This window comes from Streptomyces sp. NPDC049040 (assembly GCF_043197715.1).
Classification (GTDB): Bacteria; Actinomycetota; Actinomycetes; order Streptomycetales; family Streptomycetaceae; genus Actinacidiphila.
The window spans coordinates 60006-72581 of sequence record NZ_JBICTO010000021.1 but is presented as its reverse complement, the minus strand read 5'-3'; the positions used below and the strand labels follow the sequence as shown (position 1 = coordinate 72581).

The 12576-nt window shown below is 71.4% G+C and carries 12 protein-coding genes; 3 read left to right on the top strand and 9 right to left on the bottom strand.

What is annotated here, in order from left to right:
• The first annotated feature begins 158 nt into the window (after positions 1 to 158).
• The 3 genes from ACGFMP_RS32450 to ACGFMP_RS32440 are packed head-to-tail and all read left to right on the top strand — an operon-like array spanning position 159 to position 2164.
• Positions 159 to 581 (top strand): hypothetical protein, encoded by a 423-nt coding sequence (locus ACGFMP_RS32450; RefSeq protein ID WP_393677003.1) that lies wholly within the window; start codon positions 159 to 161, stop codon positions 579 to 581.
• Positions 582 to 630: 49 nt separating this feature from the next.
• Positions 631 to 1251, top strand: a complete 621-nt coding sequence (locus tag ACGFMP_RS32445) for a twin-arginine translocation signal domain-containing protein (protein ID WP_393677001.1) — start codon at positions 631 to 633, stop codon at positions 1249 to 1251.
• 13 nt (positions 1252 to 1264) lie between these two features.
• Entirely contained in the window at positions 1265 to 2164 is a 900-nt protein-coding gene (locus tag ACGFMP_RS32440; RefSeq protein ID WP_393676999.1) for a MauE/DoxX family redox-associated membrane protein, read from the top strand.
• Between the two features lie 77 nt (positions 2165 to 2241).
• On the opposite strand, the gene ACGFMP_RS32435 is transcribed toward ACGFMP_RS32440, so the two are convergent.
• The 9 genes from ACGFMP_RS32435 to ACGFMP_RS32395 form a co-directional block, all read right to left on the bottom strand.
• The gene (locus tag ACGFMP_RS32435) at positions 2242 to 3642 is read right to left on the bottom strand and encodes an FAD-binding oxidoreductase (RefSeq protein ID WP_393676998.1); all 1401 of its coding nucleotides are present in this window, start codon (positions 3640 to 3642) and stop codon (positions 2242 to 2244) included.
• Entirely contained in the window at positions 3639 to 3962 is a 324-nt protein-coding gene (locus ACGFMP_RS32430) for a hypothetical protein (protein WP_393676997.1), read from the bottom strand. Before ACGFMP_RS32430 ends, ACGFMP_RS32435 begins: the two co-directional genes overlap by 4 nt.
• A complete protein-coding gene (locus ACGFMP_RS32425) occupies positions 3959 to 4408 on the bottom strand; it encodes a cupin domain-containing protein (RefSeq protein ID WP_393676995.1) in 450 nt (149 codons plus the stop codon). The genes ACGFMP_RS32430 and ACGFMP_RS32425 overlap by 4 nt, the downstream gene beginning before the upstream one ends.
• Positions 4409 to 4585: 177 nt before the next feature.
• On the bottom strand, positions 4586 to 5350 hold the full coding sequence (locus tag ACGFMP_RS32420) for a response regulator (protein ID WP_393676994.1): 765 nt from the start codon (positions 5348 to 5350) through the stop codon (positions 4586 to 4588).
• A 222-nt stretch (positions 5351 to 5572) separates the two neighbouring features.
• Positions 5573 to 7294 (bottom strand): tryptophan 2-C-methyltransferase, encoded by a 1722-nt coding sequence (tsrT, locus tag ACGFMP_RS32415; RefSeq protein WP_393676992.1) that lies wholly within the window; start codon positions 7292 to 7294, stop codon positions 5573 to 5575.
• A gap of 186 nt (positions 7295 to 7480) precedes the next feature.
• Positions 7481 to 8683: an acyl-CoA dehydrogenase family protein gene (locus tag ACGFMP_RS32410; protein WP_393677065.1), complete on the bottom strand. Its 1203-nt coding sequence runs from the start codon at positions 8681 to 8683 to the stop codon at positions 7481 to 7483.
• 70 nt (positions 8684 to 8753) lie between these two features.
• Positions 8754 to 9956 carry an acyl-CoA dehydrogenase family protein gene (locus ACGFMP_RS32405; protein ID WP_393676991.1) on the bottom strand — a complete coding sequence of 401 codons (1203 nt, stop codon included), beginning with the start codon at positions 9954 to 9956 and terminating at the stop codon, positions 8754 to 8756.
• A gap of 32 nt (positions 9957 to 9988) precedes the next feature.
• Entirely contained in the window at positions 9989 to 11287 is a 1299-nt protein-coding gene (locus tag ACGFMP_RS32400) for an ATP-grasp domain-containing protein (protein WP_393676990.1), read from the bottom strand.
• A complete protein-coding gene (locus tag ACGFMP_RS32395; RefSeq protein ID WP_393676989.1) occupies positions 11284 to 12567 on the bottom strand; it encodes a lysine N(6)-hydroxylase/L-ornithine N(5)-oxygenase family protein in 1284 nt (427 codons plus the stop codon). Before ACGFMP_RS32395 ends, ACGFMP_RS32400 begins: the two co-directional genes overlap by 4 nt.
• Positions 12568 to 12576: the final 9 nt, after the last annotated feature.

Below are 12576 nucleotides of genomic sequence, written 5' to 3'. Positions count from 1 at the left end.
CAGGAGGCCTGTCCGAGTCGCCCCGCAAGCGCGCACCGCCAGGCAGTCCACTCGGCACCTCCACGGAGCACTGCGGCCCCCCATTCCGCAGTGACGCTGTGCCCGATGTGTTGTCATGCGCAGGTCATTCGGCCTGCGCCAACGCGAAGGGATCCGACATGGCTTGTGGATCGACCTCCCTGTGGGCGGGCGAGGCCACCTGGTTCTGCTGCGGCAACGCCTGGGGTTCGTGCGGCAGCGCCGGCACCGGCGCCTGCGGCACCTGCCAGTCCGGCAAGAACATGGCCGCCTGGCCCAACCTCTCGGCCGCCTGCTGGGACATCACCCGGCCCGACCTGTGCGGCGAGGGCATGCCGCGCCGCACCTGCGGCGCCGTGATGAACGTCCGCCACCAGTGTTCGGGCGCCACGGTGTGCGTGACGCTCGCCGACTGCGGGCCGCGTACCAAGAGCTTCTGCGGCGAGGCCGCCTGCTGCAACGGCGCGTGCCGCACCAACCGGGTCATCGACCTCACCCCCTCCGCCTTCACCGCGATCGGCAGCCTCAGCTCGGGCAAGCTGCCCGTCTACATCTACGAGTGACCGCCCGCCCAGGACATCCGGCAGCACCACGCGAGACAGGAAGGACGACATGAGCCACAGCCAGGAAACCGGCGGGCGTCGCCTGGACCGGCGGCGCTTTCTGACCACGGCGGCCGTCGGGGGTGCCACCATCGTCGGCGCGTCCGCGCTCGGCGGCCTCGACGCGGAGGCCGCCTTCGCCGACCAGATGCCGTCACTCGACGCGGCGATCCCCGCCGCCTTCGCCGAGGGGCGGATCGTCGCCGTCAACCGCAACGTGCTGGACGTCGCCGGCTCCCACGGGGAGCGGCACCTGATCCAGCTGACCAACGCCACCAGCATCTGGAAGCTGCGCACCACCACCGCGGAGGTCATCGAGGTCGGCGACGGGCTGTACGCGCGGGGCGCGGCCATGCCCGACGGCACGATCGCGGCGGACGCGGTGTGGGTGAACATCGTGAACGTCTACGTCACCATCCGCGGCATCGCCAAGGACCGGCTGCACCTGACCCACGGCAAGGACGAGATGGTCGGCCACATCGTGCCCGACACCACCACCGCGTCCTACCTCGGCGGGGCGCTGACCGCCGACCTGTCGCGGACCAGGATCGGGCAGGAGGCACAGGTGCTCGGCGCCTGGCGGCCCGCGGACGGCAACATCGACATCGCCCGCGTCTCACTCGGGCACTGAGGGAGGCGGTGCGATGATTCCGCTGGTCTCCCCCCTCGCGCCGCTGGTCTGCGGAGTGCTGCTCGCCCTGACCGGCGCGGCCAAGCTCCTCGGCCGGCGGACCGCGCAGCTCGCGGCGAACACCGTGCTGGTCAGGGTGTTCAACGACGGCAGGCGCGCCACCCGGGCGCTGCGCACCGTCGGCGGGGTCGAACTCGCCCTCGCCGCGGCCCTGCTGGCGTCACCCGCGCCGCTGCTGCCGGGCCTCGGGACGGCGGCGCTCGGCCTGGGCTTCACCGGCTACCTGGTGTACGCGAAGTCCACCGCGCCTGAGTCGTCCTGCGGGTGCAGCGCCCGCGACGAGGGCCCGATCGGGGTGCGCTCCTTCACCAGGGCCGGGCTCGTCGCGGCCGGCGGCCTGGCGGCGGCGGGCGCGGACACCGCCTGGTGGTCGGAGCTCTCCCGGCATGCCGGCGGCTCCGCGGCCGTGCTCGTGGCGGCCGCGGCACTGCTGCTCGGGCTGACCGCCGACCTGGACCGGGTGTGGCTGGTGCCGCTGCGTCGGGCGAGGATCCGCGTCTTCGGCAATCCGCTGCCGTCCGCGGCCGGCGGGCGGGTGCCGGTCGCCGCCACCGTGCAGCTGCTGGAGAGCTCCCTTGCCTGGCAGACCGCGATGCCGGTGGTCCGCTCGGCGCTGCTCGACCACTGGGACGACGAGGGCTGGCGGGTGCTGCGGTACGCGGGCACCTACCGGGACGCGCGCGGCACCCACCCGGTCAGCGTGCTCTTCGCGCTCGACCTCACCCTCACCGTCGACACCGCGCCCAACCCCGCGGTGCGGGTCTCGCTGATCGACGAGGAGACCGAGGAGGTGGTCCCCTCCTCCGTGCTCACCCCGGTCCCGCGGCGTACGGCCTTGCCGCTGGCCAACTGACCGACCTGAAGGGGACTTCCCCGACCCGTCCTGGCCCCCGGCAGGGTACGCACCCAGCCGGGGGCCAGGACGCACGCTCAGCCTCCGATGGCCTGCGGGAAGTCGAAGAGCCGGTCCGGGTCGACCCGCCGCTTGACCTCCACCAGCCGCGGGTAGTTGGCGCCGTGGTAGGCGGTGCGCCAGTCCGCCAGGTCCGGGTCGGTGAAGTTCACGTACGCCCCCCCGGTCAGGTGCGGCGCCACCGCCTCGCGCAGCTCCGCCAGCCAGCGCAGATGCGCGGGTACCGCCTCGGGCCCGTCCTCGCGGGCCCAGGAGGTGTCCATGCTGACCAGGTAGTTCGCATGCCGGTGCGGAAAGGCGGTGGCGTCGGGGGCCGGGGTGTTGACCTCGCCGCCCCAGCCGAAGAGCGCGAAACCGCCGCCGTCGGGATTGCCGCCGCCCGGCCACCGGGCGAGCCGGGCCAGGACCTCCGCGACGGCCTCGGGCGGCAGCGGGTCCACGGCGAAGCCGGTCCTGGCCGCGAAGGCGCCCTCCGAGGTCTCGTGCAGCAGGTAGTCCTTGGCCTCCCAGAAGGTGCGGTCGGCGATGTCCTCGCGCAGCGGCCTGGCCACCGCGAGCACCGGGTCGAGCAGGTCGCGCAGTTCGCCGGCCGGGCCCAGGTGCAGCCCGACCGCGGAGACCGTGACTCCTGAGCCCGTGGTGCTGAGCCCGAGCCGGATCGAGCACTCACGGGGCGCCTGGCGCATCACCTCCTGGAGCACCGCGAAGACCTTGGACGCGTCCGCGCCGTCCCACAGCAGCAGGCAGGTCGAGGCGCCGGAGACCGGGAAGGCCTGGTAGGTGAAGGAGACGTTGATGCCGAAGTTGCCGCCGCCACCGCCGCGGCAGGCCCAGAACAGGTCGGAGTTGCGTTCCGCGTCGCAGGTCAGCAGCTCGCCGTCGGCGGTCACCAGGGTGGTGGCGACCAGCGCGTCCGCGGTGAGCCCGAACTTCCGCGAGGTGGCCGCGGAGCCGCCGCCCAGGGTGAGGCCCGCGATGCCGACGGAGGCGCCGTTGCCGAGCGCGAAGGCGATGCCCTCCGGTTCCACCGCCGCGTAGACGCCGGCCATCAGGGCGCCGCCCGCCGCCGTGACGAGGCCGCTCGAACCGTCGGCCGTCACCGTGCCGAGCGCCCTGAGGTCCACCACGAGGCCGGAGTTGACCGAGTAGCCGGCGTAGGAATGGCCGCCGCCGCGCGGCACGATCGGCACCCCCGTCTCCCGTGCCCACTCCACCGCCCGCTGTACGTCGTCCACGTCGGCCACCGCGACCACGCCGCCGGGCGCGGAAGCGGTGAAGCGCTTGTTGAAGGGCGCGCTCGACGCGTGGAAGCCGGCGTCGCCCGGCCGCAGCACCCGGCCCTTCACGCTCTTGCCCAGCCGCAGCCAGTCCTCGTCCGAGACGGCGCCGGAGGCCGCGTTCACCGGTGCCACGCTCACGCCACCTCCTCGATGCAGGAGGTGCCGGTCGCGGCGTGCGGGCCGTACCGCTCCCACACCTCGTGCAGCCGCACCCGCCCGTCCTCGGTCAGCTCGGGGGTGTTGACGGTGTGCCCGCACACCACCTCGCCGGAGGCGAAGACGATGGTGTAGCCCATCGAGAGGCTTCCGTCGGCCTGCCGGGTACCTGCCGTCCAGCCGCGCCTGACCTCGCCGCCCGCCACCTCGCCCCAGACGAAGTCGTCCTGCTGGTGGTAGACGGCCTCGGTGCCGGTGTCGCCCTCGGGCGCCCGGAAGCGCCGGCCGTCGTAGTCGATCACGACCGCACCGCCCCCGCGGGTGCGGCGGCCTCCACGGCCCCGGGCGCCGCTGGCGCCGTCCCGGCCGCGGTCTGGAGGCCGAGGAATTCCGCGGACATCGACGGGTCCCACCAGATCGCGTAGTAGGCGAAGTCCTCGTCGTGCTCGTTGAGTACGCGGTGCTCCACGTCCGGCGTGATGTAGGCGAGGTCGCCCGCCGCGATGTCCCGCCGCTCGCCGTTCGCGACGACGGTGCCGCGGCCGGACATCACGATGAAGATCTCCCGGTCGTGGTGGGAGTGCAGGTCCGAGACATCGCCCGGGCGCAGCACGCACCAGGCGCCGCGGAAGGGCGTGTCGAGCCCGGGCCACGGGTGGAGCAGCTTGAGGTCGAGCCCATGGGCCCTGACGAGGTGGTCCGGCTCCATGGCGCGGATGGTCACGTCGGCGTGCTCGTGGTCGGTCAACGTCCCGCTCCGATCGGCGTCCTTCGACTGGGTGGCCGTGCGACAGCCCTCAGGCTAGAATCCGCCGGCTCCCGGTCGACAGGGGAAGTCTTCCCTTTCGCATGGGAATCTGCGGCGGGGAAATTTCACATACCCGTGCCGATTGGGTTTCCCGGTGCGCGGGACGGGATAAAGCCTTCAGCCGTGACCGAGTCCCGCATCCCTGGCCAATACAATCGCTTGCGCGCGATCGGCGACGCCGAGCTTGCCGAAGATCGCGGAGACGCGATTGCTGATGGTCTTGGAGGCCAGTGCGAGTTCCCTGGCAATGGCGGTGTTGGACTTGCCGGCCGCGATGCGCTCGAGGACGTCCCGCTCCCTGTTGGTGAGCTGCGGGAACGGGTAGTAATACTGCCCTGTCGCCGGGCGGATGAGGACGCTGAGCCGGTCGGCAATCGATTTGTCCACGATGGCCTCGCCGGCGGCGACGGCCTGGATGCCGCGCAGGATCTGGTCCGCGCTCGCCCTCTTGATGAGGTAGCCGCGGGCGCCGGCGTGCAGGGCGGAGGTGATCGCCTTGTCGTCGTCGACGGAGCTGAAGACGAGGACGCCGGTGTCCGGCGTCATCCGTAACACCCGGCTGATGACCTGCATGCCTGCCGGTTCGTCCATCAGCGGATCGACCACCAGGACGTCCGGCCGGCAGCGGGAGGTCTCGGCGAGCACCTCGTCGGTCGTGGCGGCCTCGCCGACGACCGAGATGCCGCTCGAGTGCTCGAGCACGGACCTGACGCCGTGCCGGATCGCGGGCTGGGCGTCGGCGAGCAGGACGGTGAGCGGTGCAGGAACCCGGTGCAACGGTGGCGCTTCGCCTTCGGGCCGGTGGCCCGAATCACCCCGCCGCACGTCCTCATGTGGCGGGAGTTGCCAATGTAATCTCTTGGTGTTTTCCTGCTGGCTCATTTGCCCCTCTAAAATGGATTTCCCCCAACGTGCTGTTCAAGGTGGCTCAGGTGGACCGGTACCAGGATGGGGCAGGAAACTCGGGACCGCAAGAGCCGCAGGGATGCTCCGCGATACGCCGTACGCCATGAATGGGCGGGACGTTCGGCGTATCGCGGGCAGCCTGGTGCTGGAGGTCGGAAATTCAATCGTATGTTTTCCGAAAGGAAATGCGCAGGGGCGTCACAGATCGGCGTGCTCTGCCACGCCGCTGTCCTTCACGCGCCGCATGATCTCCTCGCGCTCCCGCCAGTGCGACCAGAAGGCGCCGGTGTATCCGAGCCCGGCCAGGCCGGTGAGGAAGGGGTTGTCGGCGTAGTTGTTGTCGTGCTCGCTCATGCCTGCGAGCGTCGGCAGCATCACCCGGTGGTGGTCGGCGGGGTCCACCAGGTCCCACAGCAGATCGACCGATGGGCTCCAGCGCGCCGCCGGGTCACCGGGCCCTGCGGCCTCGGACGGCAGGTCGGGCGAGAAGTAGCAGACCAGCCGGAAGTCGCCGTGCTCGTCGAACATGAACTGGCGCTCGTACTCCACCGGGCCCGAGCACTTCGACGCCGGCTTGAGCACGATCGGCCCGCTTGCGGTGTTGGACTGCAGGCCGGGCACCGTGCGCACCCCGTCGCACTCGGCGGCCATCGCGATGCCCATGGGCGTGTAGGGGAACAGCCGCAGCCCCAGCGAGAAGCCGGTCACGGTGGCGTCCAGCGCCATGAACGCCTCGACGCAGGCCCGCATGGTCTCCGGTGTCTCGCCCGGCATCCCGAACAGCGCCTCGACCATGGTGAGGATGCCGCGCTCCCTGCACAGCCGCACCAGCCGCTCGGTGTCGGCGAAGTCGTAGTAGGTGGTGCCCTTCTCGGTGACCTTCCAGCCGGTCAGCATGTCCGGCCTGACATGGTCGGAGCCGACGTTCACACCGCGGCAGCCCGCCTCCGCCAGCAGTTCTGCGAACTCCTCGTCGAACGGGCTCGGCTGGCAGTAGACCCACAGCCGCAGCCGGTTCAGCGGGTTGCCGGGGTCGGCGTGCCTGCGGCGGACGATCTCCCGCAGCACGTTCTTGGCGTGCGAGACCGACAGGTTGAACTCGCTGTCGGTGGTGTGCTGGTCGAGTACGCCCTGCGCGGCCAGGGACTGCATCTCGTCGACCACCGCGGTCACCGCGCGCTGCGCGAAGGCGGTGCCCTTCGCGTCCGGCTCCACGCAGTGCGAGCAGCGGTAGGTGCAGCCGTTCTTGGTGAGGATCGCGCCGAGCCCGCCGCGCCGGTAGTACAGCAGGTTGTCCACCTTGTACGCCGCCCCCGACCTGCGGACGTACGACGCCGTACCGTCGACCTGCCACACCCGGGGCTCGAACTGCCCGGTCGGCAGCGGGACCGCCGCCCGGCCGTGCCGTGCGGTGAGCACCGCGGGCGGCACCCGGGTCACGCCCGCGTCGGTGTTGCGCAGCAGGCCGGGGACGGTGCCCGGATCGCGCCCTGTGGCCAGCGCGTCCGCCAGGTCGCAGACGATCCTCTCGCCCGGGCCCTTCACGCCGTAGTCGATGCCGAAGTAGTCGACCAGGGCGAAGGGCATGGTCGAGAAGCCGATGCCGCCGGCCACCACGGGTGCGTCGGTGAGCCGTTTGATCTCGGTGATGATCTCCTTGTGCTCGCCGACGAAGGGGCGCTGCTCGAAGGCGTAGACGGTGTCGGTGTTGCGGACGGTGACACCGACGAGCATCGGGTCGCGCTCGGTGAAGTACTCGGCCAGGCAGGACTTCCAGTCCTCCCGGTGGAAGGTGAGGTCCAGCACCTCGACCTCGAAGTCGGCGGCCTCCAACGAGGTGGTGAGCACGTCGAGCGCGTAGGGCGCGATCGGCGGATGCACCTTGTTGGGATTGACCAAAAGCACAAGACCTCTGCTCATCGGGTCTCCTCCCCGGGCCTGCGCGCAGGCGGATGGCCGCCGCGGCCCCTGCCCGCGGGCAGGGCGGCGCGGCGACCGCGGCTCTGGTGTGATGGGCGGTGCCTGACGCACCGGGACGTGTCTGTCGGGTCCGACGGCTCCGACGTGACGGTCGGGTCGGACGTACGGGATGTACCGGGCGGGTCCCTAGACGATGCCGAGGCTGATGCCGAACTCCGGCTGCCCGCCGACCAGGTAGGCGCCCGCTGACTGGAGGATGCGGTCCTGGGCGATCAGGTGCTGGCACATGGTCGTGGTGTCGCGCAGCCAGCGGTCCATGGGCGAGGACCTGTTGATCGACCAGGTCTGCAGCAGGTCGTAGAGCCGGTTGACGATGGAGCGTGCGGTGCGGAAGGCGTGCAGCCAGGCCAGCGGAGAGGCGGCGCGCTCGTCCTGGGTGAGGTCGTCGAGGCTGCCGCCGGCCTCCAGCACCTCCCACTGGCGGGTCATGCTGCCGTAGACGCCGGCCCGGGTGGCGTTGAAGTCGGCCTCGCACTCGGCGATGGCGACCTGCACGCGGAAGCTGTCGGGCCAGGCGGTGCCGGTCATCCGGTCCACCCGGCCCGCGGCGAGCTCCCTGGCGTGGTCGAGCGCCGCCCTGGCCACGCCCAGCGGCACCCCGCACATGGCCCGGGTGAAGGCGTCAGGCTGGGCGAGCGGTGAAGGACGGCCGTGGACGACGCCGAAGGTGTACGTGTGCTCCTCGGGGACGAAGACGTCGGTGATCGTGTAGTCGCAACTGCCGCTGCCGCACAGGCCGGTGGTGTGCCAGTTGTCGATCGTCTCGACCTGCTCGCGCGGCACCATGAACTGCCGCGACTCGTGCGGGTTGCTGCCGTCGGGGCTGGCGTAGGGCTTGCCGTCCTCGAAGACGAAGCCGCCCGAGGTCACCCAGTCGGCGTGGTCGATGCCGCTGCCGAAGGGCCAGCGGCCGGTCAGCCGGTAGCCGCCCGGCACCCGCTCGGCCCGGCCCGACGGCTGCAGCAGCCCCGCGGTGATCATGTCGGGGCGCGGGAACATCTCCTTGGCCGTCGCCTGGTCGATGAAGTTGCTGTAGATGCCGGTGTTGGCGCCGATCACCGCACACCAGGCGGCCGAGGCGTCCCCGTGGGCCAGCGCCTCCACCACCCGGGTCTGCTCGACCGAGGTCAGCTCGGGGCCGCCCCACTCCCGGCCCCAGCACATCCGGAAGACGCCGGTGCCGCGCAGCAGTTCCACCACGTCGGCGGGCAGCCTGCGGTTCCGCTCGATCTCGGCCGCCCGCTCGCGCAGCACCGGGGCCAGCGCCTCGGCCCGCGCCAGGATCCCGGCCGCGGTCCCGGGCGCCTCGGCCGCCGTGGTCCCGGTCAACGTCATGTCATCGCCCCTCAGCTGGTTGGTCATGCGATTGCCCCCCGCCCCTCGGACCCCGCCGCAGGAGTCACGAGACGGCGCCGAGGCTGATGCGGAACTTGGGCGTCCCGCCGAGCAGGTAGGCGCCGACCGACTCCAGGACGACGTCCTGCGCCGTGAGGTTCTGGCACATGGTCGCCGTGTCGCGCAGCCAGCGGTCCATGGGCGAGGACCTGTTGATCGACCAGGTCTGCAACAGGTCGTAGAGCCGGTTGACGATGGAGCGTGCGGTGCGGAAGGCGTGCAGCCAGGCCAGCGGCGAGGCGGCGCGCTCGTCGGGGGTCAGCTCGCCGCCGGCCTCCAGCACCTCCCACTGGCGGGTCATGGCGGAGAAGACGCCGTTGCGTGAGGCGTTGAAGTCGGCCTCGCACTCGGCGAGGGCGATCTGCACCCGGAAGCTGTCGGACCACGCGGTGCCGGTCATCCGGTCCACCCGGGTGGTGGCGATGTCACGGGCGTGGTCGAGCGCCGCCCTGGCCACGCCCAGCGGCACCCCGCACAGCGCCCGCATGAAGGACTCGGGCTGCGAGAGCGGGCTGATCCGGCCGCGCGGCTCGTAGAAGGTGAAGGTGTGGTTCTCCGGTACGAAGACGTCGGTGATCGTGTAGTCGCAACTGCCCGTGCCGCACAGGCCCGTGGTGTCCCAGTCGCCGACCGCCTCGACGTCCTGCGCGGGCACCAGGAACTGCCGCGACTCGTGCGGGTTGCTGCCGTCGGGGCTGGCGTAGGGCTTGCCGTCCTCGAAGACGAAGGCGCCCGAGGTCACCCAGTCGCTGTGCTGGACACCGCTGCCGAAGGACCAGCGGCCGGTCAGCCGGAAGCCGCCGGGCACCCGCTCGGCGTGGCCCGCGGGGGCGAGCACACCCGCGGTGATCATGTCCTGCCGCGGGTAGATCTCCTTGACCACGTCCGGGTCGAGGAAGTTCGCGATCAGCCCGGTGTTGGCGCCGATCACCCCGCACCAGGCGGCCGAGGCGTCCCCGTAGGCCAGCGCCTCCACCACCCGCGTCTGGTCCATGGAGGTCAGCTCGGGGCCGCCCCACTCGACGGCCGAGCACATCCGGAAGACGCCGGTGCCGCGCAGCAGTTCCACCACGTCGGCGGGCAGTCTGCGATTCCGCTCGATCCCGGCGGCCCGCTCCCGCAGCACCGGGGCCAGGGCCCGCGCCCGTGCCAGGATCTCGGCCGCGTTCCCCGGTGCCTGCACGGGTGCGCCGGCGTTCGTCGTCATCTGTCCGTCCTTCGCCTGGTCGGTCACGCCGCTCACTCGTCCACGTCCAGCAGGCCGGCCGGCATCGCGAACGGCGCCGCGGGATCGGCGGGCCCGACCGGCTCGGTGTCCAGCTCGACCAGTGCCGCCGCGGCGGTCAGCCGGTCCTGGCAGCCGGGCAGGTCGTCGGCCTCGCACACCACGAAGGAGTGCCGGGCCAGGTAGCCGCCGGGCGGCAGCCGCAGCGTGGTGCCCGGCTCCGCCATCGGAGCCGCGGCCACCAGACCGGGTGCCTGCCCCGGCGCCGGCACCCGCACCGACCGCAGCAGGCAGTCCCGCTCCGGGCAGCCGAACCTGATGCCGGCCACCGCCCGCCGGGTCGGCGCGATGTCGGGGCGCTGCCCGGTGGCCACGTCGAAGAGCACCTCGCCCGGCTCGATCCCGGTGGCGATCCGGCCGAGGAAGGGGATCAGGTCCCCGCCGAGCCGGCCGTTGACCTCGATGATCAGCGGCCCTTTCGCGGTCAGCCGCACCTCGCTGTGGGTGATGCCGTCCTCGATGCCGAGCGCCTGGTGCGCCCGAGCCAGGGTGCGCATCAGCTCCTTGTCGTCCAGCAGCGGGTCGGCCGCGTCCACGGTGTGGCCGACCTCCTCGAAGTACGGGTGGTCGCTGCTGTACTTGCGGGCCACGAACAGCGGCAGGTACTCGCCCTTGTGCACCGCGCCGTCGATGCTGATCTCCGGCCCCGGCGCGTACTCCTCGACGATCACGCTGGCGCGGTAGGGCCCGGGGTCGACGTGGCTGGCCGCCAGCGCGACGTCGAAGGCGGCGTCGAGCCCGGACTCGTCGGCGGCGAAGACCACGCCGATGCTGGCGCCCATCGCCCGCGGCTTGAGCACTACCGGGTAGCCGATACGGGCCGCCACCGCCCTGGCCTCCTCGACGGTGGTGGTCAGCCCGAACCCCGGCTGGTGGAGGCCCGCCGCGGTCAGCTCGGCCCGGGTCAGCTCCTTGTCGCGGCAGCCCCGCACCCCGCGCGCCGACAGGCCCGGCACCCCGAACTCGGCGGCCAGCAGCCCCGCGTCCAGCACCAGCGGCTCGTCCCAGCACATCAGGCTGACCACGTCGCGGCGGGCGGCGACCTCGCGCGCCGCGGTGGCCATCACCTCGGAGTCGAAGACGTTGGCGACGACGACCTCGTCGAAGTACGCCTGCTGCCAGGTCGGCCTGAGGTTGTTCAGCAGCACCATGTCGAGGCCGGCCGCCTTGGCCCGACGGCTGATCGGCGCCACCAGGTACTCCCGGTAGACCTTGAGCCCGCTGCCGATCACCAGCAAGGTGCCCCGGCTCATCGCGCGGCCCCCGCGTCGGTGGTGGTGCGGCGGGTCAGCAGGTCGGTGACGATGTCGTGGCTGCGGTGCGCCAGGACGCTGATGAGGGAGTCGGCGATGCCGTGGGTGGCCTCGTTGACGCCCTGGAGGTAGACCGCCCCCGGGCTCGACGCGCCCAGGTCGACGCGGTAATTGCGGCTGACCGCGACATTGTCCAGGCCCGCGTGCTCGGCGAGTTCGCGGACCAGGGCGGGCATACGGGTGTCGTATCCGGTGCCCAGGAGTACGAGGTCGCAGCGCAGCGGGGATTCCTTTCCCGTCTTGCGGTCCCTGAGGTCGAGGACGATGTCGTTGTCCTCGATTCGCGCCCCGGTGACCTCGGTCATGGCGCGGACCTCGGAACGCTGGGCGCCGAGCATGCGATTGCGGTAGAGCATGGTGTAGAGCTCGTCCAGGAAAGGGGGTGCGAGCCCTGCGTAGTTGGTGAAGCGCATCTCGTCGAGCACCTGCGCGCGGACTTCCTGCGGGGTGTCGTAGAAATCGTCCACGAAAGAGGGGAAGAACAGCTCGTTGACGAATTTGCTGGTCTGGTAGTTCTGCAGGCCTATGGAGCGCACGATCATCGTGATCTGGCTCTGCGGCAGGTTCTCGTGCAGGGCGTAGAACATCTCCGCCGCGCTCTGCGCGCCGCCCACGACGACCGCGCGCAGTTCGCGGTCCTTGGGGATCTCCGCGATACGGCCGCGGTAGGTGGAGCTGTGGATGACCCGGTCCGGCGGCAGCTCGTCGAAGGGCTCGGGGACACGGGCGTCGCGCCCGCCGCCGATGACCAGGTCACGGCAGTGGATGGTGTCGCCGTCTGTGAGGGTCACCGTCCAGCCGGTGATGGCGTCGTGGCTGTCGCGGTCGGGGGTGATGCCGGCGGCCCGCGCGCTGTAGCGGATCTCCACCCGCTCCAGCGAGGTCGCCACCCACTGGAGATAGTCGGAGAACTCCCACCTGTAGGGGTGGAAGGTGCCGAGGTTCACGAAGTGGTCGAGCCTGCCGTGGTCGTGCAGGAAGCTCAGGAACGAGAATTTGCTGCGCGGATTGCGAAGGGTGACCAGGTCCTTGAGAAAGGACACCTGGCTGCGCGCCCACGGCATCAGCAGATCGCGCTGCCATTTGATGTCGGGAGCCTGTTCCAGCAGCAGCGTGTTTTCGGCGAGTTCAACGGACCCGCACTCCTCGATCGCCGCTGCGAGGGCCAAATTCGCCGGGCCCGCACCGATCGCCAGAACATCAACCTCGCGGTGAGTCATATTACCCCC